Source organism: Streptomyces dengpaensis, from assembly GCF_002946835.1.
Lineage (GTDB): Bacteria > Actinomycetota > Actinomycetes > Streptomycetales > Streptomycetaceae > Streptomyces > Streptomyces dengpaensis.
The window spans coordinates 4,703,284-4,722,959 of record NZ_CP026652.1 but is presented as its reverse complement, the minus strand read 5'-3'; the positions used below and the strand labels follow the sequence as shown (position 1 = coordinate 4,722,959).

Annotated in this window: 20 protein-coding genes and 1 pseudogene; 8 read left to right on the top strand and 13 right to left on the bottom strand. The window is 69.6% G+C overall.

Annotated features, from left to right (window positions below):
- The first annotated feature begins 177 nt into the window (after nucleotides 1–177).
- Nucleotides 178–1,059, top strand: coding sequence for a GNAT family N-acetyltransferase (locus C4B68_RS21935; RefSeq protein WP_099503643.1), 882 nt, complete (start codon nucleotides 178–180; stop codon nucleotides 1,057–1,059).
- A gap of 530 nt (nucleotides 1,060–1,589) precedes the next feature.
- Here C4B68_RS21935 and C4B68_RS21930 read toward each other — a convergent pair.
- The 3 genes from C4B68_RS21930 to C4B68_RS21920 all read right to left on the bottom strand — a co-directional run bounded on the left by C4B68_RS21930 (nucleotide 1,590) and on the right by C4B68_RS21920 (nucleotide 4,152).
- Entirely contained in the window at nucleotides 1,590–2,525 is a 936-nt protein-coding gene (locus C4B68_RS21930) for an RNA polymerase sigma-70 factor (RefSeq protein ID WP_099503644.1), read from the bottom strand.
- Nucleotides 2,522–3,460 carry an NAD-dependent epimerase/dehydratase family protein gene (locus tag C4B68_RS21925; RefSeq protein ID WP_099503646.1) on the bottom strand — a complete coding sequence of 313 codons (939 nt, stop codon included), beginning with the start codon at nucleotides 3,458–3,460 and terminating at the stop codon, nucleotides 2,522–2,524. Before C4B68_RS21925 ends, C4B68_RS21930 begins: the two co-directional genes overlap by 4 nt.
- Nucleotides 3,461–3,573: 113 nt before the next feature.
- Nucleotides 3,574–4,152, bottom strand: a complete 579-nt coding sequence (locus C4B68_RS21920; RefSeq protein ID WP_240634728.1) for an HAD domain-containing protein — start codon at nucleotides 4,150–4,152, stop codon at nucleotides 3,574–3,576.
- Between the two features lie 236 nt (nucleotides 4,153–4,388).
- Between C4B68_RS21920 and C4B68_RS44100 the strand changes: the two genes are divergently transcribed.
- From C4B68_RS44100 to C4B68_RS21905, 3 genes are all read left to right on the top strand, one after another.
- Nucleotides 4,389–4,520, top strand: coding sequence for a hypothetical protein (locus tag C4B68_RS44100; protein ID WP_257217425.1), 132 nt, complete (start codon nucleotides 4,389–4,391; stop codon nucleotides 4,518–4,520).
- Between the two features lie 380 nt (nucleotides 4,521–4,900).
- The gene (locus C4B68_RS21910; protein WP_099503648.1) at nucleotides 4,901–5,773 is read left to right on the top strand and encodes a nitroreductase/quinone reductase family protein; all 873 of its coding nucleotides are present in this window, start codon (nucleotides 4,901–4,903) and stop codon (nucleotides 5,771–5,773) included.
- Nucleotides 5,770–6,438: an SDR family NAD(P)-dependent oxidoreductase gene (locus C4B68_RS21905; RefSeq protein ID WP_099503650.1), complete on the top strand. Its 669-nt coding sequence runs from the start codon at nucleotides 5,770–5,772 to the stop codon at nucleotides 6,436–6,438. Before C4B68_RS21910 ends, C4B68_RS21905 begins: the two co-directional genes overlap by 4 nt.
- A 103-nt stretch (nucleotides 6,439–6,541) precedes the next feature.
- Here the strand turns inward: C4B68_RS21905 and C4B68_RS21900 are convergent.
- Nucleotides 6,542–6,715 (bottom strand): annotated as a pseudogene (locus C4B68_RS21900) (TetR family transcriptional regulator); the annotation flags it as partial.
- Between the two features lie 109 nt (nucleotides 6,716–6,824).
- Between C4B68_RS21900 and C4B68_RS21895 the strand changes: the two are divergent.
- The gene (locus C4B68_RS21895) at nucleotides 6,825–7,796 is read left to right on the top strand and encodes a zinc-binding dehydrogenase (RefSeq protein ID WP_099503652.1); all 972 of its coding nucleotides are present in this window, start codon (nucleotides 6,825–6,827) and stop codon (nucleotides 7,794–7,796) included.
- Nucleotides 7,797–7,821: 25 nt separating this feature from the next.
- On the opposite strand, the gene C4B68_RS21890 is transcribed toward C4B68_RS21895, so the two are convergent.
- The 3 genes from C4B68_RS21890 to C4B68_RS21880 form a co-directional block, all read right to left on the bottom strand.
- Complete coding sequence (locus C4B68_RS21890; RefSeq protein WP_240634432.1) at nucleotides 7,822–8,673, bottom strand: hypothetical protein; 852 nt, start codon at nucleotides 8,671–8,673, stop codon at nucleotides 7,822–7,824.
- Nucleotides 8,674–8,760: 87 nt separating this feature from the next.
- Nucleotides 8,761–10,995, bottom strand: coding sequence for an aminoglycoside phosphotransferase family protein (locus C4B68_RS21885; RefSeq protein ID WP_373682244.1), 2,235 nt, complete (start codon nucleotides 10,993–10,995; stop codon nucleotides 8,761–8,763).
- Between the two features lie 194 nt (nucleotides 10,996–11,189).
- The gene (locus C4B68_RS21880) at nucleotides 11,190–12,092 is read right to left on the bottom strand and encodes a winged helix-turn-helix domain-containing protein (RefSeq protein ID WP_099503787.1); all 903 of its coding nucleotides are present in this window, start codon (nucleotides 12,090–12,092) and stop codon (nucleotides 11,190–11,192) included.
- Between the two features lie 192 nt (nucleotides 12,093–12,284).
- Between C4B68_RS21880 and C4B68_RS21875 the strand changes: the two genes are divergently transcribed.
- Complete coding sequence (locus C4B68_RS21875) at nucleotides 12,285–12,506, top strand: hypothetical protein (RefSeq protein ID WP_099503658.1); 222 nt, start codon at nucleotides 12,285–12,287, stop codon at nucleotides 12,504–12,506.
- Here the strand turns inward: C4B68_RS21875 and C4B68_RS21870 are convergent.
- The 3 genes from C4B68_RS21870 to C4B68_RS21860 all read right to left on the bottom strand — a co-directional run bounded on the left by C4B68_RS21870 (nucleotide 12,497) and on the right by C4B68_RS21860 (nucleotide 15,123).
- Nucleotides 12,497–13,285 carry an HAD family hydrolase gene (locus C4B68_RS21870; protein ID WP_099503660.1) on the bottom strand — a complete coding sequence of 263 codons (789 nt, stop codon included), beginning with the start codon at nucleotides 13,283–13,285 and terminating at the stop codon, nucleotides 12,497–12,499. The genes C4B68_RS21875 and C4B68_RS21870 overlap by 10 nt on opposite strands.
- Nucleotides 13,234–14,112, bottom strand: a complete 879-nt coding sequence (locus C4B68_RS21865; RefSeq protein WP_099503662.1) for a GntR family transcriptional regulator — start codon at nucleotides 14,110–14,112, stop codon at nucleotides 13,234–13,236. The genes C4B68_RS21870 and C4B68_RS21865 overlap by 52 nt, the downstream gene beginning before the upstream one ends.
- 99 nt (nucleotides 14,113–14,211) lie before the next feature.
- Complete coding sequence (locus tag C4B68_RS21860) at nucleotides 14,212–15,123, bottom strand: winged helix-turn-helix domain-containing protein (protein WP_099503664.1); 912 nt, start codon at nucleotides 15,121–15,123, stop codon at nucleotides 14,212–14,214.
- A 224-nt stretch (nucleotides 15,124–15,347) separates the two neighbouring features.
- Between C4B68_RS21860 and C4B68_RS21855 the strand changes: the two genes are divergently transcribed.
- Complete coding sequence (locus C4B68_RS21855) at nucleotides 15,348–15,533, top strand: hypothetical protein (RefSeq protein WP_099503666.1); 186 nt, start codon at nucleotides 15,348–15,350, stop codon at nucleotides 15,531–15,533.
- Between the two features lie 247 nt (nucleotides 15,534–15,780).
- Here C4B68_RS21855 and C4B68_RS21850 read toward each other — a convergent pair whose 3' ends face one another.
- Both C4B68_RS21850 and C4B68_RS21845 read right to left on the bottom strand, forming a co-directional pair.
- Nucleotides 15,781–17,040 (bottom strand): GNAT family N-acetyltransferase, encoded by a 1,260-nt coding sequence (locus C4B68_RS21850; RefSeq protein WP_099503668.1) that lies wholly within the window; start codon nucleotides 17,038–17,040, stop codon nucleotides 15,781–15,783.
- Nucleotides 17,041–17,328: 288 nt separating this feature from the next.
- The gene (locus C4B68_RS21845; protein ID WP_099503670.1) at nucleotides 17,329–17,985 is read right to left on the bottom strand and encodes an RsiG family protein; all 657 of its coding nucleotides are present in this window, start codon (nucleotides 17,983–17,985) and stop codon (nucleotides 17,329–17,331) included.
- A gap of 194 nt (nucleotides 17,986–18,179) precedes the next feature.
- On the opposite strand from C4B68_RS21845, the gene dtd reads away from it, so the two are divergent.
- On the top strand, nucleotides 18,180–18,659 hold the full coding sequence (gene dtd, locus C4B68_RS21840; RefSeq protein WP_099503672.1) for a D-aminoacyl-tRNA deacylase: 480 nt from the start codon (nucleotides 18,180–18,182) through the stop codon (nucleotides 18,657–18,659).
- A gap of 43 nt (nucleotides 18,660–18,702) precedes the next feature.
- Here dtd and ygfZ read toward each other — a convergent pair whose 3' ends face one another.
- Nucleotides 18,703–19,668 (bottom strand): CAF17-like 4Fe-4S cluster assembly/insertion protein YgfZ, encoded by a 966-nt coding sequence (gene ygfZ / locus C4B68_RS21835; protein WP_099503674.1) that lies wholly within the window; start codon nucleotides 19,666–19,668, stop codon nucleotides 18,703–18,705.
- Nucleotides 19,669–19,676: the final 8 nt, after the last annotated feature.

Here is a 19,676-nt window from a genome sequence, read left to right as displayed (position 1 = left end):
TCCCCGGTATACCTGCGGCTTCCCACTGGATCTGCCTGGTGAAGTGAGCGGGGCCCGGACGAACTGAGCGACAACCTGCCCTCCGCTGGACCCGGCCTGGTTCTGAGGCCCACCGTCTGCTTCCTCGCCCTGACGGAAAACCGTTGGGGACTTCTACAGCATGGGGAATCATGAAGCATGCGACCGGATGACTGGTACCTCACCGAAGACGTCGACGACTTTCTCGTCCGAGCCGGAGACTTCCTGCGCTCGCGGCCCGGCCTGCACGTCATGCCGCTGACGTGGGCCGCGAGACTGCGAGCGCGCGGGGCGGACGCGTTCGGCACCCAAGCCCCCGTCTTCGGCGTGCTGGAGCGAGCGGGCGAGGTCCACGCCACCTTCTACCGCCTCCCGCCCCGCGCACTGGGCCTCACGCCGCTCACGCCCGAGCAGGCCGACACCCTCGCCGCCCGCCTGGCCGCCCTCGGGCACTCCCTTCCCTCCGTCAGCGCGGACCACAGCACCGCCACCGCTTTCGCCGAGGCCTGGCAGCGGCACACCGGCGCGACGCCGAGACTCCGCGACACGCGGCTCCGTCTGTACCGCCTCGGCACGCTCACCCCACCGGAGCCGCTGCCGGCGGGCCGGGGCCGCATCCTGGGCGAGCAGGACCTTGAGCAAGTCATGTTCTGGTGCGGCGAGTTCGCCAAGGCCGTCGGGGAAGTCGTCTCCATAGACGCCGGCTCCTGGGCCGACACACGCTTCGCCGACAAGCGCTATACGCTCTGGGAGACCCCCGACGGCACTCCCGTCTCCATCGCGGGCATGAACCCGATGGTCGGCGGCCAGATCCAGGTGGACATCGTCTACACCCCGGCCCACCTACGCGGTCGCGGCTACGCGGGCGCCGTGACGGTGGAGGCGAGCCGGGCCGCGCTGGCCGCGGGCGCGAGGGATGTCGTGCTGTTCGCGGACCTGTCCAACCCCACCAGCAACGCCCTCTACCAACGCCTCGGCTATCGCACGCTCACCGACTGGGCTGCGTACGACTTCTCGTGCGCCGCACCGGAAGTCGGTTAAGAACCAGCGAGCTTGCGGCGCACGACGCTAGCAGCAGGCATCAACGCCGCCGGAGCCAGCGGATCAGGGCGATCGAGCGTTATCGCGCTCAACTTCGTCTGCAGGGGCAGACACCTGCGGGCCGATCAGCGGACTTCCCTCGATGCACACCCTCGAGGCGCTGCCTACGGTTGAGCGGGACTGGGAGGAGCACGTTCGTCCCACTCAACCGTAGGCACCGCAGGTCAGAGCCTCACCATGCCCACACCCAGCGGGGACAGGACGCCTGAGGACGATAGGTGTCGTATGTGCAGGACACCTGTCGTGTCCCGTCTCACGCGATCACGACAGCCCACCCACCCTTTCGGGCCACAACCGCGCGCTCAGCCGGCGGCAGGGCCGAACCACTTGGGCAGGTGGCCGAGCTCCAGCAGCACCCGGCCGGTCCGGTAGCGCTCGGCCAGCCGGGTGGCGTCGCCGAAGCGGGAGAGCCACGAAGCGGTGACGCGCCGCGTACGGCAATACCGGCGGTCCGGCGGTCCGGAGCGCGGTCAGCTCCTCCGGTCAGGCTGTGGCCGACGAGCCTGGTTCGCCTCGCGTTTGAGCGCCCAGACGTCCGCCACCGGACCGACGTGCCCGAGCTTGTCGGGGCTGATCACCGAGCGGATCGTCTGGATCCGCCCCTCGAGTACGTCGAGAACCAGGGTGCTGATGACCTTGCCGTCCCGGTCGCGGAAGATCGCGCCCGGCTGGCCGTTCACCTGATGGGGTTCCGCTACGACGCCGATCCGGTCGAACGGCGGGACGAGCGCGGCGAGCACCCGGGCCACGTTGTCGGCGCCGATGACGGCGCTTGCGAACTGCGGGGCCTTGCCGCCGCCGTCGCCGACCAGGGACACGTCTGCGGCGAGGAGCTCCCGCAGCCCGTCGACGTCCCCTTCCCTGAAGGCGTCGAAGAATCGCTCGGCGAGTTCCTCGCGCTCCTTGCGGTCGGCCTCGAACCGGGGCCTGCCCGCGTCCATGTGTCGGCGCGCCCGCACCGCGAGTTGGCGGCACGCCGCCTCCGAGCGCCCCACCGCCGACGCGATCTCCGGGAAGCCGAACCCGAACACTTCCCGCAGCACGAAGACCGCCCGCTCGAGCGGGGTCAGCCGCTCGAGGAGGAGCAGCGCCGCCATCGACAAGGAGTCGGCCAGCTCCGCCGAGCGCTCCGGGTCCTCGTAGGGGTCGGTCAGCAGCGGCTCGGGGAACCACGGCCCGACGTACTCCTCCCGCCGGACGCGGGCCGACCGCAGGACGTCGATCGCGATCCGGGTGACCACGGCCGAGAGGTAGGCCTTGGTCGACCTGGGCTGTGCCGGGGAGGCCCCGTAGCGCAGCCAGGTCTCCTGGACGGCGTCCTCGGCCTCGCTCACGCTGCCGAGGATCCGGTAGGCGATCGCGAACAGCAGCGGTCGCAGCTCCTCGAACTCTTCGGTCCGGGTCACGCCAGCTCTTCCTTGAAGCCCTGGCGCCACGACGGATAGCGCGGCTCCCAGCCGAGCTCCCGCTTGGCCTTGGCGTTGGAGAAGCCGCGCCCCTCGGTCATCATCGCCACCACCACCTCCCCGGCCAGCAGGCGGGCCAGCCACTTGGGGACCCGCATCGGCCGCTTCGCCCCCGCGCACGCGGCCAGATACGGCAGCCACTCGCTGACCGGGGCCGGTTCGTCGTCGACGATGTTGAACACGCCCCTAGCCTTCTGCTCCAGCGCCAGGACGGTGGCGCTCGCCGCGTCGTCGAGATGCACCCACGAGATGTAGCCGGTTCCGCCGCCGACGAGCGGGAACTGCCGCTTGCGCACGAGCTCGACCTGGTCGTCGGTGGCGCCCGGTCCGTAGAACCCGCCGTAGCGCAGGACCGCGCCGCCGGCCTTGACGACCACGTCCTCGAGGTGGCGGATCGCCGCCGCCCCCTCGCTCATCGGCGTCCCCGTCGCCGGCTCCAGCGGGTCTTCCTCGGTCTTCACCCATCCGCCCTTGCGGATCCCGTTGTTGATGGCGGCGCTCTGCGCGACGACGTGGGATACGCCGGTCGCCTCGGCGGCGGCCAGCAAGTGGTCCGTCCCCTCGGCGCGCAGCCGGTTGGTGGTGGCGAACCACCGGTCCATGTGCCTCATGTCGGGCTTGCCGGCGTGCGCCATGGAGATGGCGGTCATCTGGTGCACGATCGCGTCCGGCCGTGCCGCGGCCACCGCCTCACCGACCGACGCCGCGTCCAGCCCGTCCATCACGACGCCATCTGCGCCCAGCCCCTCCAGCAGGCCCAGCTTGGCCGCGCTCGTCGTCGTAGCCGTCACCTGATGGCCCCCGGCCACGAGCCGCGGCACCAGCCGCCGCCCCAAAACCCCGGCCCCGCCTGCCACGAACACCCGCACAACCATCACCTTCCCGCTTCCGGAATCGGCTCTCACCCCACAGACGAGACAGCCCCGGACGTCTGTGACATACGGAAGGCACACACCCGGTCGCAGGCGGGGAAGCCGACCGGGAGCGCTCACCACTGACAGCCGCTGTCCTCACTTGCAGCTGCTGTCCTCCACCTCGGAACCGGCGACCAGTCGGCCAACCACTCTTCGAGGGCAGCGAAGTCCGCGTCCCTGAGACCGTGACGGTGGTCCACACGATGGAGAAGGGCTCGCGCTGGGTGGTGTGCGGCCACCCAGGCGCGGTCGGCGTCGGTGATCTCGTCGTCGACCCGGACAAAAGCACGGCCGACGGCCCAGTCGACGAGCGGGCGGGTCTTCCAATGAAGCCCACCCCGCTCATCCTCGTCGGACGGGTCCGGCCAGACCACCAAGGGCAATTGCGGCAAGCCGATCAATGGTGCGACGCATTCGTTCGCGTCAGCCATCCAGGTCGTGGCCCACACGAGATCACACGCCAGCGCCGCGAGCCGGGGCCCATGGGCGGGATTGATCCTGGCCAGCAGCGGATTCGCCTCCGCCGCCTGAGGACGCGGGCCCGTCCGGTACGTCGGATATCCGTGTGGATACAGCTCCGGCCCTGCCCCGAACGGAATCAGCGGTCCATCGACATCGAGGAAGAGAAGTGGACGCTGCACAAAACCGGTCACAGTCGCACCATAGCCGCGCTTCGAACGGACGTCAGCGGCCCACCAGCCGAGCACCGGCCAGCCCATGGTCCAGCAGCCAAGCACCCGCCCGGCCACGGTCCAGCAGCGCCGGTCAGCCCCCGGGTGTCCACTCCTCCCGGAGGAGGCCGAACTGTACGGCGTCGTGCCACTCGTCGCCCACCGGTCGCGCCCGCTTCACGGGCCTCGCCCTCCTCGACGGAGCGGTCGGCCTGGTCATGGCTCCCCTCGGCCGCCTGCGCCTGGTCCTCACCTTCACCTTCACGGACGACGACCGCATCACCGAAATCAACGTCATCGCCGACCAGGACCGCCTCAGCGAATTGGAAGTCGCCGCCCTGGACGCCTGAAATCACTCGGGCTTGAAATACCCCATTGCATAAGTGCCGTACATGGCATTAGCGTTACGCCCATGACTGCCGGGTCGGCCCTGTGCCGTGAGCGAGTTGGTTGCCCGGCCTCCGAGTGAGGCCGCGGCGGGATAGAGCCCCGCCTGCCCTTTCCGCGTACGACGTCCGCGTACGCATCCTCGTGCGACGTCCGCGTACGCCATCCAGATGCGCCGCCTGTGTGCGCCATCTGCGGTCGACGCCCCCGTACGACTTCCTTGCGCGCCCCCCTTTCGGGATTCCACGCGCCTTCACGCATCGCATTCCGCACCGCGGGCCGCCCTTGCACAGCATTGGCCGCGCGGTAATTCACGCTGCCCGAAAACACAAGAAAGCAGAGAATGCCCAACACCTTTAATCAGCAGGTCATCGAGGAATTCCGGGCCAACGGCGGGCGCGTAGGTGGTTATTTCGAGGGAGCGCGACTGCTCCTGCTGACGACCACCGGCGCGCGGAAGGGGACCCCGCACACGACCCCCGTCGGCTACTACCCCGACGGCGGCGAGCGGGTGCTCGTCATCGCGTCGGCCGGTGGCGCGCCCCAGCACCCCGACTGGTTCCACAACCTGGTCGCGAACCCCCGGTTGACCGTCGAGGACGGCGTCTTCACCTACGAGGCAAAGGCCGTCGTCCTCGAACGCGCCGAACGTGACGCCGCGTTCGCCCGCGCGGTGGAGGCCGACCCGGGATGGGCCGAGTACCAGGCGAAGACGGACCGCGTGATCCCGGTCGTCGCCCTCCACAGGATCCCGCAGGACGGCCCGCCGCAGGTGAACGCCGGCTCGATGGCGGAGTACCTGAAGGTGGTCCACGACGCGTTCCGGCGTGAACTCGCCTTGATCCGCGAGGAGTTCACGGCCACCGGCACCACCGGCACCCCCCTCGGCGCCCAGCTCCGCGTCAACTGCCTCACCCTCTGCCAGGGCCTGCACAACCACCACACCGGCGAGGACCTCGGCATCTTCCCGCTCCTCGCCGACCGCCACCCCGACCTCGCCCCGACCCTGGACCGGCTGCGCGAGGAGCACGAGCGGATCGCGGAGCTGCTCGAAGAGCTGCGCCAGGCTGTCGCTACGGAGGACGCGGACCCCAGCCACGTACGCTCCGAGGTAGACCGGCTCTCGACCGAACTCGAAGCCCATCTGACCTACGAGGAGGAACAGCTGATCCCCCTCCTGACCCCCGCAGCGACGCCCACTGGAGCACCGAAATGATCGCGCTCGTCACCGGCGCCAACCGCGGTCTCGGCCGCGAAGTCGCACGGCAGCTGACCGCCGCCGGCCACACCGTCCTGCTGACCGCCCGTTCCGCCGAGGCCGCCGCCGACGCGGCCAAGGCCCTCGGGCCGAACGCGCACCCTCTCCGCCTGGACGTCACGTCCGAGGCCGACATCGCCGCGGCCGCGCGGGACATCGACGCCCTCGACGTCCTGATCAACAACGCCGCCATCGCGTACGACACCCGGCAGCAGGCGGCCAACGCCGACCTGGACGTCGTACGCGAGGCGGCCGAGACGAATCTGTACGGTCCCTGGCGGCTGACGCAGGCGCTGCTCCCGCTCCTGCGCGCGAGCGAGCACCCGCGCGTCGTGAACGTCTCCAGCGAGATCGCGTCGCTCGCGGGCATGGAGGGCGGCACCCCGGCGTACTCCACCACAAAGGTGGCCCTCAACGCCCTCACCCGCATGCTCGCCGCCGAGCTGAGCCCCGACGGGATCCTGGTGAACTCCGTCTGCCCGGGCTGGGTCGCCACGGACATGGGCGGAGCGGGCGGCCGTCCGGTCGAGGAGGGCGCCGCGAGCGTCATCTGGGCGGCGACCCTCCCGGACGACGGCCCCACGGGCGGCTTCTTCCAGGACGGGCGGCCGCTTCCCTGGTGACTCAGGTGAGTCATCTGATCCAGATGACTCACCAGGGCAGAGGGCGTGCACACGGCTGAGCACCGGTCCTGGTAACAGGACACACTCCCGCTCAGTCTTCAGAAACGGTCGGCTTGGAGATCTCGGCGACGGAGACGGCGTCGAAGCCCTTCTCCAGGAAGAGTCCGATCGCGATGTCGGAGACGGCTTGGTACATCCGCTGCTTCTTGCGCTCGCGCAGCCCGATCCCGCCGCTGTCAGCCGCGTCACTAGCCGTATTGCTCGCCGAGTCGCTCATGGTCCCGAGCGTACGCACCGCGCAGGACGCGGGAAGACGGCGCTTGACCTCGACCGAGCTTGAGGTCGAAGACTGGCGTCCGTCACCACTACTGGTTCAGGAGTGCCCCATGCGAGCAGCACAGGTGAAGGCGTTCGGCGGCCCGGAGGTTCTCGTTCCGGTGGAGGTCCCGGACCCGGTCCCGGCGTCCGGCGAGGTCGTGATCGACGTGGCGTACGCGGACACGATCTTCGTGGAGACCCAGGTGCGGGCGGGCTGGGGCCGGGAGTACTTCCCGGTGACGCCTCCGTACGTCCCCGGGAGCGGCGTAGCGGGCGTGGTCAGTGCCCTGGGCCCGGACGCCCCCGCCGAGTGGCTGGGGCGCCGGGTCATCTCCTTCGTGACGGGCGGCTACGCGGAGCGGGCGGTGGCCCCGGCCTCGGCCCTGTCGGTCGTACCGGACTCCGTGGACCTCCTGCACGCCGCCGCCCTGGTCCACGACGGCGTCACCGCCTCCGGCCTCCTCGAACTGACCGGCATCCGCGCCACCGACCGCGTCCTCGTCCTCGGCGCCTCCGGAGGCATGGGCACGCTCCTGATCCAGCTGGCCCACGCCCGCGGGGCGCGCGTGGTCGGGGTGGCCCGGGGGGCCGCGAAGCTTGCTCTGGTACGGGAGTTGGGCGCGGACGCGGCGATCGACGCCACGCGCGACGACTGGCCGGCGGCCGCCCGCCACGCCCTCGGCGGGCGGGAGGAGGCCGCCGATGTCGTCCTGGACGGCGTGGGCGGCCAACTCGGCGCCGCCGCCTTCCCGTTGACCGCCGACGGCGGCCGCTTCTCGGCCCACGGCGCCCCCACCGGGGGCTTCTCCCCCGTCGACCCGGCCGAAGCAGCCCGCCGCGACATCACGCTCCTCGGCATCGGCGACGTCCAGTTCGGCCCCGACGACCTGCGCCGCTTCACCTCCGCCGCCCTCACGGAAGCCGCGGCGGGGCGGATGCGGCCGCTGATCGGCGAGGTGTTTCCGCTGGAAGGGGCGGGGGAGGCGCATGCGGCCATTGAGGGGCGGGAGCTGGTGGGGAAGGTGGTGCTGAAGGTGTGAGGGCCGGACGGCACCGCGGCCTCGCTCAGGCTGAGGGCCCGCGCCGCCAGCTCGGCTTCATCGACAGGTTCCACAAGTCGTCGAGATGCTTGTTCCAGGTGGCGACGATCGCCTTGGCGTCGTCGCCGGCTCCGCGGGACCAGACGCTGAGGTCGGTGCGGTAGCCCTTGGGGTCGTAGAACTCGGGCCCCGCACTGCGCAGCATGGTGCGGGCCGCCACGTTGTAGAGACCGTGGAGTACCTGTTCCCGGTTGAAGATGCAGATCTTGTCCCTCGGTATGCCGGGGTACACGCGGTACTCGCATTCCGCGCTCACGCGCCCCAAGGCGTTGAGACGCTCCCCGATTCCTGACAGCGTCTCGTCGTACTCCTGGCACTTCAGCTCCAGGCGCCTGCGGAAGTCGGGGTCGTCCACCGGGGCATCGTCCGCTCCCACCCGCGACGGCACGGTCATCGGCTGATCGAAGTCCGGGATCAGCACTCTGACGGAGACGAGCCTGGTCGGTCCGGGATCCTCGAGGAGCTTCTCCAGCCGGTGAAACAGCTCGTTGCAGAGCGTCTCCCCGGTGTAGCCGAGGAAGCTGATCTCCACCTCCCGAGCCCGGAACGCCTCGTTCACGAAGCTGCCCAGCTCGCGCGACTCGACCTGGACGCGCGGTGGCCGCCGGAGCGACATGGCCAGATCCTTGATCGTGCCGTACAGCACATAGCCGACCAGGCTGAGCAGGGCGCCGCCGAGGAACGCCTTGTCCTCCACGGCGTCACCCACGGGCTTCACGAACTGGGCGACCAGCCCGGTGACGAAGATCGCCATCAGCAGGGCCCGCGTGAACAGCGGCTCATAGCGCTCCTGGAACCGCTTCAGGTGCTCGCCCACACCGCCGTCCACCGACCTGCCGGATCTGCTCCCCGCACCAGACATCCGCCGGGCCCTCCCCCATGCCGGAGGGCCCCGCGCGGCAGGTCACACGTCCGCGGAGACCCCAGCCGTCCGTTGGTCTCCATCGTCCCGGTGCATCAGGGCGCGGGCAAGATAGGGGTTCGCCGGCGCCTTCGACCTCTTGGGAAGTCCCAGCGCGGCCGTGGCCGCGGCCAGGGTCATCGCGTACGTGTCCACCGCACGGCGGACGTTGGGGGCCTCCAGGCTGTCCCCGGTCACCAGACGGTCCAGGTCCACATAGGCCGAGCGGACGACCTCCATCCAGCGGTAGACGCGCCAGTCCTGGTTCCAGCCCTTCGTGTACTCCTCCGGCAGCAGGCGGTACCAGCGGGCGAACATGCGCTCGCGGATCTCGGCACGGGTCGGGGTGAGATGCATATGACGGACCAGGTCGTACAACGGATCCCCGACCATCGCCATCTCCCAGTCGATGAGGGTCAGGCCACCGCCCTCCCGGCGTACCAGGTTCCACGGATTGAGGTCGCCGTGCAGGAGCACCGGCTGGCGCGGAACCACGGTGTGCCGTTCGAGGATCTCGAGCAGCCGGTGGCTGCTGGGCAGGCCGAGTTCGCGGGCCACTTCCGTCGTTGCCTTGGGAAGTTCATTGACCATGCGGACCAGCTCGTACTGCAGCTCCCAGTAGAAATCCAGGCCCGTGTCCGGACCCAGGTTTTCGTCGGGACCCAGGTTTTCGCAGCCGACACGGGTCAGGGCGGCGAGCTGGTCCACGAGATCGTCCGCCTCGTGCGGCCGGAGCCCGTTCTCGGGGTGCTCGGGGGGCCTGATGCCGTCCGCCGGCCCCTCGTAGGAGTGGATGGTGAAGGGTTCCCGCAGGCCGCTGATGCCCAGGGCCAGCACGCGCGGGGCCCGCACAGGAACGTTTGCGCCCTCGATCGCCCTGAGGACGGCGTGCTCGTTGAGGAAACGGCGTTCCCGGGGATTCACCGAGCCCACCTTCCGGCGGACCATGACCGTGAACTCGACGCCGGGCACGCGGACCGCCGTATTGAGATGCGCCGTCCCCTTGAACACATGGTCCGCGGAGGCGGCACCCTCCTCGAACAGCGCATTGCTCACGGCCGTCCCGGGAAACTCCGGATGTTCCGGGACCCGCGGATCGTGGTGCCAGACGATCTGGAAGACGGACCTCTCACTGCTCGCCTTCACCCCGTGGGACTCGTTCCACCGGTACAGCGTGCGCTCGATCTCGCGCTCGTCCGGCACCTTCTTGAGCCGCAACGGCTGCTCCGCCGCCGCCAGCGCCCGGTGCACCTCTTGCGTCGCGGCATCCAGATCGCGCTGGTCGAAGGAGTCGCCGAGCGAGGTGGCGGCACGCATCACATCCGGGTAGACGGACTGGGCGCGCTCGAAGGCGAGGTAGTGCTTCAGGTCCCGGTCGAGGCCGTCGACGGCATTGCTGCGCCGGCTGCCCATGGCCGCACGCCATGCCTCGATCACCTCGGGCCACTGGTCGACGGGATACTGCATCCGCACCAGGTGCGTGGCGAGGTCGTGCAGCGGATCGCCGAAGGACGCCAGCTCCCAGTCGACGCAGATCAGGGGTGGGTCACCGTGATAGGAGACGATCACGTTGTCCCGGTGGAGGTCGGTGTGGAGGAGGCTGAAGGGGCGTCTGATGAGCGCCGGGACCCGTTCGGCGAACCGCACCAGCGCGTCTTCCGGGATGCCCAGCATCGCGAACAGGCCGCCGAACTCCCCCCAGTTGCGCTGCCGGATCTGCTCGTCCGCCGCGTACGCCAGCGCCATCAGGAAGGCTCTGCTGTTCCTGCTGGAGCGCGGCCAGGACGGCGGCAGGGGCGGCAGATGCTGTCTGCGCACCTGCGTCATGTCCGCGAAGAGACCCGCGAGAGCGGCGATCAGGTCGGAGTCGACCGGCTTGCCGTTCGGGCGGATGCTGGAGAGCGGTACCCCCTCCACATAGCTGAGGATGGTCATGTCCCCGCGCTTGACCAGGCATTGGGGCACGTGAGGGAGAAAGCGACGGATCCTGTTGAGGAGCTCCGCCTCGTCCTGCCAGGTCCTGATGACCACCGGCAGCGCCGAGGGGATCGGCTCCCGCACCGTGACCGGCTGCCCGTTCTCGCTCTCCAGCAGACTGGAATGCCCTTCGGTCAGCGGCCGCACCATGTAGTTCAGGTTGTGGTGTCCTCGGCCGAATGACCCCAAGGCACGGGCATAGCGGACGAAGCTGCCGTACTCGGTGTCCGCCGCCCTTGCCGGAGCGGGCGTACCGGGCATGGGTGGAACGCCCACGAGTCACCCCTGAATAGTTGTGCATCGCCGCTGATCTTCATGCGCCGCGAGAAAGGTGAGCACACCCTAGTGCCCCTCCTCGAGGACGGACCGACGGACTCCAGCTTTCGATACCGACCGGCAAGGGAAACCACCCGTGAGCGTGCGCGGGTCGAAGTCCCCTGGTTCCCGACGGGATTTCAGGGGGTCTCGGCGAGGAGATCCCAGCAGGAGTTGAACCAGGCCTGCATGCTCTCCATGAACACAGACCCTGGGGAGTCCGGATCACCCTCGTCGTTGACGTGGCGGGTCAACGTCGAACCCAGCCCGAGTACGTCCCTGGCCTCGACCTCCGTGCCATCGTCCAGCAGGATGGTCCGCTCCACCACTTCGTACGGCCCGAACAGGGCCTCCACGCCAGGGCGCAGGTACAGCTTGAACGCCGCGGCCAGCGGTACGTACCTGATCTCCACCTCGACCTCCGGGACCAGGCCCTCGGCGCGCAGATCGTACAGCGCGACGCGCAACGAGGTCGTGTGCCGGCGCGTGATGGCACGAAGCCGTTCCTGCAACCGGTCCGGTTGGCCTGGTTCCCGCGGCGGCCCTTCTTCCCCGGCCGGCCTCTTCGCGCGGGGATACGGGAGCTCCAGCGACTCCGAGGGCAGCAGCATGCGCAGCTCGATGCGCTCGGGCTGGATCTCTCCGAGCCGGATGCGCTCGGCCTGCAACCGGATGTGGGCGTCCAGGGACTCGGACGTGAGGGTGAACACGTCCAATTGCACGACCGGCTGAGCGAAAGCCCGTGCGATGAACGTGCCCAGGGCGGCGCGCCTGGGTACTTCCTGCTTCGGCTTCTCCAGGTGGGTGGGCCGCTTCACGACCCTGGAACCGCTGCCCTGACGGGACTTGATCCAGCCCTCGCTGTTCAGCTCACGCATGACGCGCTGCACGGTGTCGCGCGACACCTGGAACTCCTCGGCGAGTTCACGCTGCGGCGGCAGCTGGGAGTTCAGCGCGTACGTGCCGTCGGCTATGCGGGTGCGCAGGGCCGTCAGGACACGCTCGAACTCGGTTCCGCCTCCGTCGCCGCGTTCTTCGCTCACACCGCGACCGTACCGCGCCCCGGCCTCGGGCAAACCGCTTCCAGTCACATTGGTGGCCGGATTTGGCGGATGGCATATCCAGAAGTCGCCTGCCGGTTAAGGGATCTAGCAGGCAGGGCACAAACAATTCAAGATAACCAGTCCAATTGGACAGGTAGTTGATCGATTCGCTGAAGCGGACGGGGTGGGGACGTGATCTTCTTCCAACTGGTGGGTGCTGTCCTTGAATTCGGGGTCAGCCAGACGTTGCAGACGAAATTCGGGATAGCCGGCGCCGGACTGTTCCTGCTGGCCCTCATGCCGTTGCTGCTACGGCATCTGGTGCGGGCGATCGTACGGACGGTCCACAGCAACCCGGGCTGGTGGGCTGCAGGGCTCGCCGTCGTCCTTCTGGCGCTGTGCCTTCACGCCTGACCTCTGAGCACCCGCAGCACCAGTTCCAGCGACCCCACCACTTCCTCGGCACCCGCTTCGCGCAGCGCCTTCTCCTTGGCCTCGTTACGCGCGTAGCCGAGGAACGGAACTCCGGCCTGTCGGGCGGCGTGGAAGTCCGAGACGGCGTCGCCGATCATGAGCGACGCCGATGGGGCGGCGCCCAGGGCGTTCATGGCCCGGTTGAGGCAGTGCGGGTCCGGCTTGAGGTGGTGCAGGTTCTGGGTGCGGCCGTAGATGTTGGGCGCGAAGCATGCGGACAGACCCCGGCTCGCGAGGTAACGGGCGGCGGTGAGCGGGGAGTTGTTGGTCGTGATCGCCAGCCGGGCTCCGACGGCACTCCAGGTCCGTATCAGCGGATCAGCGTAGGGAGTGGGCCAGGCGGAGGCCACCGCCTTGAGTTCCTGCTGGGTGAACCGCTCCTCGAGCTCGGCCACCAGATCGCTGTGCGGACGCCGCCGGTTGACCGCGTACAGCACCACCATCGGGTCGGGGTGGACACGCTCGCGCTCCGTGAGCAGCCCCCGCATACCCTGCCGCTCCAGCCACTCGACCAGATCCTTCGCCACATCCTCCGCAGAATGCCCCGCGAAGAGCCGGCAGATCGGCCCGTCGAAGTCGAAGAGCACGAAGCGGGCGCGCTTGATCACTTCTCTCAGGTTCGCCGTGTCCGCTGCCACCGGTTCAGTCTGCGCCGTATCAGAAGTCACTAGGAGAGTGTCAGGTCCGTGGTGATGGTTTCCCAGAGGGCGTCGAACCACTTCTGGGATTGCTCCACGAAGGCGGCGTCCCGCTGGCCGGCCCGCTTCTCGAAGGAGAAGAGGAGGGAGGCGGAGCCGAGGGCGTCGTACATCTCCAGGACTCCGCTGTCCACGGTCTCCTCACGCTTGGTGATCATGTAGTACGCGATGAGCGCCTCCGACTCGTTGAGCAGGTACAGCTTCACCGGCGGGGTGAACGGCAGGGCGCGGAAGGTCACGCGGACGTCGATGCCGTGGGAGGTGCGCAGGGACTGGAGGTTGTGGCGCAGGACGTGGCCCTGGGCGTTGCGCTGGTCGAGCCAGCGCTGGTGGACGGGGTCGTCCTCGCCGCCGCGCTCCACCGGGACCGGGAACGCGAGGGTGATGTCCCGGGAGGGCAGCAGGATGCGGACGTCGATCGACTGGGGGCGGATCCTGCCCTCGTGGATCTGCCGGACCGGTTCGCCGAGGGTCAGCATCAGGGTCTCCGCGGTCAGGCACGCCGCGTCGATACGCACGTGCGGCACGGAGAACGCCTCGGTGAGGCGCGGCGCGAGGCCCACCATCGTCGGCTGGGGTTCGTCGCGTACGGGGGAGACGTCGGCGATCCGCGGCGGGCTGCCCTTGCTGACGTTGCTGAGGAGACCGTCGCTCTGGAGGGCGCGCAGGGCCTGGCGGACGGTGCCGCGCTCGACGCCGAACTCCTCTGCCAGCTCGGCCTGAGTGGGCAGGCGGTCGCCGGCCCTGAGGTCTCCCACGCGGATCCGCTCCCGCAGGACGTCGGCGATCTCCTGGGGCGAGAGCCTTCTGCTGCCGTTCACTGCCACGTTCTCCTGAGTCACGACCAAACGTTACAACTGCTATCCATCTACGGGGAGTTGTTTGCGAGTTGTTTATGAGCGTCGGCCAAGTTGGGACAACTCAGGTAGAGTTGGTTGCCAACTCGGTCACGTTGGCGAAAGCAGCAGCTCCGAGCTGATGGTCTCCCACAGCGCGTTGAACCAGAGATGGGACTGTTCCACAAACGTCGTGTCGCGCAGTCCGGCGCCCTGGGTGAAGGGGAAGAGCATGGACTGCGTGCCCTGGACGTCGTACATCTCCAGGTGCGTGTCGTCGATCTCCTCCTCGCGTTTGGCGAGGGTGTAGTACGCGAAGAGGGCCTCGGCTCCGTTGAGCAGATACAGCTTCACGGGCGGGGTGAAGGGCAGTGCGCGGAAGGTGACGTTGACGTCGATGCCGTGCGTGGACCGGAGGGCGAGCAGGTTGTGGCGCAGGACCTGGCCCTGGGCGTTGCGGTTGGCCAGCCAGTTGCGCTGCAGGCGGCCGGCGGCGGCGGAGTCGACCGCGGCCGGGAAGGCGAGATCGATGTCGCTGCTGGGCAGCAACAGGCGGACGTCGACCCTGGCCGGTTTTATTCGCCCCGCGTGAACCTGCCGCAGGGGCTCACTCATGGCGAGGGTCAGCGAGATCGACGTCAGACACAGCGCGTCTATCTCCACATGAGGGGCGGCGAAGGCGGCCGTTATCCGCGCGCCGAGCGCCACCGTGGTGGGCTGCGGCTGGGCTTCGGGCCCGGTCAGCGGCCCTTCCGGATTGCGGGCGACGGTCGCGGGGCTTCCCTTGGACACATTGACGAGCAGATGCTCCGACTGCAGGATGCGCAGCGCCTGGCGTACGGCGCCGCGCTCGACGCCGAACTCGTCCGCCAGCTTGGCCTGCGTGGGCATGCGCTGGCCAGGCCGCAGCTGACCGGACCTGATCCGGCTGCGCAGCTCGTCGGCCACCTCTCGGTGTGACTTCTGTGGCCGTGGTGACCTGTTCCGCCCATTGACGGCGGCGTGCTCCGGGTCCACAACCAAACACTACAACTTCCCGCCATCTTTGGGCAGTTGCCGGACAGGTGGTTATGAGTCGACCCAACGCGGAGATAAGTAAGAGTGAGTTGGTAGCCAACTTGCGCAACATGGTCAAACTTCCCGGGGGTTGGCCGCCGACGTCGCACCTGACAGCCAAAGGGCCCAGGTCGACCAGGCGGACGGTCCTCAGCGGGGGTCCGCCTCCCCGTCCCGAAGGAGGGACCGTCATGCCGCTCGTCGCCCTCGCCGTCGCCGCCCTCGCCATCGGATTCGAGCATCTCGTCCAGTGGAAGTTCGGGCCGATGGGCATCATCGCGTTCGTCGCGCTGACCATCGGCATCAAGGCCAAGAACACCGTGATCGGCGGCATCGGAGCTGTGATCCTCGTGATGCTGCTCGCCCAGTCCGGCTGACGGACTCCACCGTCCGGCAGTCCGGCCGACCGGGCTCCCTTCCGGAGGGGAGCCGGGAGCTCGGTCAGCCCGCACCACCGCACAGCACAGCCACAACTGAATGCGCAGCCACAACTGAATGCACCACTGCAGCACCGCAACTGAATGCACCACCGCGTCACTACAACTGAATCGCTACGGATCAACGCCTCAACGAATCAGCGGCCATCGCCCGCACGGAAGGAGGACCACCCAGCCCAAGTCAGGATCAGAAGATGTCCGGGCACCACGGTCGCCTGGACGTGCGCAGCAGGGCGTCGGCCACGAGGGCGGCGCCCGCTCGTTCTTCCCGGACCCGCCCCAGCGCGACGAGCCGCACCGCCGACTCGTCGCCCAGCCACAGTGCCCCCAACTCGCCTATGTCCAGGGTGAGATGCGCGTCCTGCGTGGTCGGCGCGCAGGACGCGCCGTCGGGCCCCGCCTCCAGCCGGTACCGCCCCGCCGACAGCCCCGCCCGGTCGGTCACCTCCAGGACCAGGCGGCCGCCCGACCCCCCGTACGTACGCGCCTCCAGGGCCCGTACGACATCCAGGATCCGCACCCACAGCCAGTCCGCCTGCGTGGTGATGCGGGCGGCGCGCGGATCGGGCAGGAAGTGCGGCAGCAGGTCGTCGGGGGCCCGCCAGCCGGTCTTGACCCGGGTGATCCAGTCGATCGAGCAGAGGTACTGCCACAGGGCGCGCTCGGCCTCCGGGGTCACCGCGATCAGCCAGTTCACGTCCGCCGTGTTCAGCGGCTGCTTGGCATCGCCCCAGTTGTCGTCCGCCTCGTACGAGACCAGGCCCTCGACCTCGCCGGCCGCGGAGCGGTACACCGCGTAGAACGGCTCCGTCCACGGCGACCGGTCCAGGGTCAGTGCGCCGGTGTTGACCTGCCACCAGCGCTCGTCGCGGCCGACGGCGCCGGGCTGGGCGAGCCTGAACCGTTCGTGCAGCTCAGGGCCGATCTTCCGTACGTCCTCGCCGTCCACGAGGTCGATACGACCACCGTCGGAGGGGCCGGACCAGCGGCGGTCCAGGCCCGTGCGCGCTACGTCGACGGTCCACTCGGCGGTGCTGGTGGCGGGGCCGAAGCCGTACCGGCCGTAGATCGGGTACTCGGCCGCGATGAGTGTCGCGACGACGTCACCGCGCTCCTTCGCTGCGGCCAGGTCGGCCGCCATCATGCGGGTGAGGAGACCGCGGCGGCGGTGGGTGGCGGTGACGGTGACGTTCGAGATGGCGTTCGCGGGGACGGGGGTGCCGCCCACCGCGGTGAGCTCCTGCGGGAACGAGCGGAAGGTCGCCACGCATCGGCCGGCGTCGAACGCGCCCAGCGTCCGGGCCGGTATCAGGTAGGAGCCCCGGTCCGCGATCTCCCTGTCCGACACGGCCGGGGATCGCAGGAAACCGGTGTTCAGCGCGCGGGTCCAGTCCGGGGTCTCGGCCTCGGTGATCGGCCGTACGTCGATATCCGTGCGGGGCGTCATGGCGCCACGCTAGGTGTACGAGGGTGGGGGTGTCGCGGGGATTTTTTCGCCCCCCGGGTTTAGCCCGTCCGGCGTTCGAGGACGAGCGCGCAGCGCGACAGCGGGGGCCTGGGGGCGGCAGCCCCCAGGTGACGATGGGGGTCCCCCCGCTCTGGGGGTACCTCCCAGGCCCTTAAGGCACTGGGAGAAGCCGAGAGTGGGGGAGGGTAGGGGCGGCGGGGGCGAAAACCCCTTGGCCCGCAGCCCGCACCCCTCAGAACGCCCCCCGCAACCCCCGGGGCAGCCGCGTCAGATGAGCAGGTCGTCTACTTGTGCTTCCCCTTCTCGGTACCTCCGGGCGATCTCCGCACTGCAGTCGTCGGCCGTGCGCTGCAGCTGCTGGCGCCGGCGGGAGACCTCCTGCTCGTACCGGACGAGCCGCCCCATCCCGGCGCCCAGCTCCTCGTCCGTGCGGGCGTCGAGGTCCGACAGCTCGACCTCGGCGAGCATGTCCGCGGCCAGCCGCCGGTACTCCTCGCCGTGCGGTGTGCCCACGGTCACATGGCGGGCCGACGAACGGTGCCGGGCGGGCGCGTCCGTCAGGATCTCCGGGAGCCGTTCGACGACCGACGGCTCCCCGGACGCGTCGAGAGACGGCTGCCCGGCGGCCGGGGCGGACCCCCGGCGCTCCCCGCGGCGCGCCAGTTCCGCCCGCAGGATGTCGATACGTCCCTGGAGCAGCCGCCGTACATAGCTGAGATCGGCCTCGTCCCGCTGGGCGTCCCGGCGCAGCGTCCGCAGCTCGGGCAGCCGGAGCACGGCGAGGTCGTGCTCGGGCGGTGGGGAGGTCACCGGGTTGCTGTCGGTGCGCTGCACCGGCGGCCGGGCCGTCATCCCTCCCGCCCGTGGGCTCGTACGGGTCAATGACACGGCCCCGGGCGGCTGCCCGGTACTCGGTGTGCTCATGTGCCTCTACCGTCCCCTCGACCGGCGCGGCCCACCCCACGGATGCACCGCAACACACCGCATGGTGCCACCCCAAGTGGCCGCTATGTGACCGAGTGCCCCCGATCGGCCCCAGATGGGGGGTTACCGACCCCGGGAATCACGCGAAGGGCCCGCACGGTGCCCCGTCGGCCGCGCACGGCATGATGGTCCACATGCGTGCGGTGGTGCAGAGAGTGGACGGCGCGAGCGTCGTCGTGGAAAACCAAGGGGCGGACCGAAGGTCCTCGGTTGAGGGTGGCGGTGGGAGACGGGCGGGCGAGACCGTCGGGGAGATCGTCGGCGAGGGGCTGTGCGTCCTCGTCGGGGTCACGCACGACGACACCAAGGAGAAGGCGGGCCAACTCGCCCGCAAACTCTGGTCGATCCGCATGCTGGCCGACGAGAAGTCGTGCTCCGACATCGACGCACCACTGCTCGTCATCAGCCAGTTCACCCTGTACGGAGACGCCCGCAAGGGCCGCCGCCCCACGTGGAACGCCGCCGCCCCCGGCGATGTGGCCGAACCCCTCGTCGACGAGGTCGTCGCCCAACTCCGCGCCCTGGGCGCGACGGTGGCGACGGGCCGCTTCGGCGCACAGATGCGCGTCTCGCTGACGAACGACGGCCCGTTCACCGTCCTGCTCGAGATGTAGAGCCCCAGAGCCCTGTCGCACCGGAGCCCATCGCCCTGTCGCCCTAGGGCTCGACCACCACTTCCTGCGCCGCCGCCGTCGTGCCCGCGACCAACGCCGCGTCCACCGGCACGTTCCGCTTCACCAGGGCCAGGGCGATCGGGCCCAGCTCGTGGTGGCGTACGGAGGTGGTGATGAAACCGATCTTCCGGCCGTCGGGCCCCTCGTCGGCGAGACGGATCTCGGTGCCGTGCGCCGGCAGATGGACCTCGCTGCCGTCGAGGTGCAGGAAGACGAGGCGGCGCGGGGGCTTGCCCAGGTTCTGCACCCGGGCGACGGTCTCCTGGCCCCGGTAGCAGCCCTTCTGGAGGTGCACCGCGGTGCCGATCCAGCCCAGCTCGTGCGGGATGGTGCGGTGGTCGGTCTCGAAGCCGAGGCGCGGGCGGTGGTGCTCGACACGCAGCGCCTCGTAGGCCAGCAGTCCGGCCGCGGGGCCGCTCCTCTCCGCGTACGACTCCAGGTCCGTACGAGGAAGGAACAGGTCACGGCCGTACGGCGTCTCGCGTACGACGACGCCCTCGGGGGCCTCGGCGATCGACCCCGCCGGCAGGTGCACGATCGCGAACTCGTCGGTCCGGTCGGCGACTTCGACCCGGTAGAAGAACTTCATCGACTCCAGGTACGCGACCAACGCCTCCTGGGTGCCGGGTTCCGCGTGCATCCACACCGTCTCGCCGTCGTCGACGAGATACAGCGCGTGCTCGATGTGGCCGTGCGCGGAGAGGATCAGCGCTTCGGTGGCCCGGCCGGCCGGGAGGTCGCTGACGTGCTGGGTGAGCAGCAGGTGCAGCCAGCTGAGCCGGTCATCGCCGGTGACGGTGATGACGGCGCGGTGGGAGAGGTCCACGAAGCCGTTGCCGTCGGCGAGGGCACGCTGTTCGCGGAACAGGTCGCCGTAATGGGCGGCGACGCCTTCGTCCACGCCCTCAGCGGGGACGGCGCCGGGCAGAGACAGCAGGGGACTCTTCATACACCTAG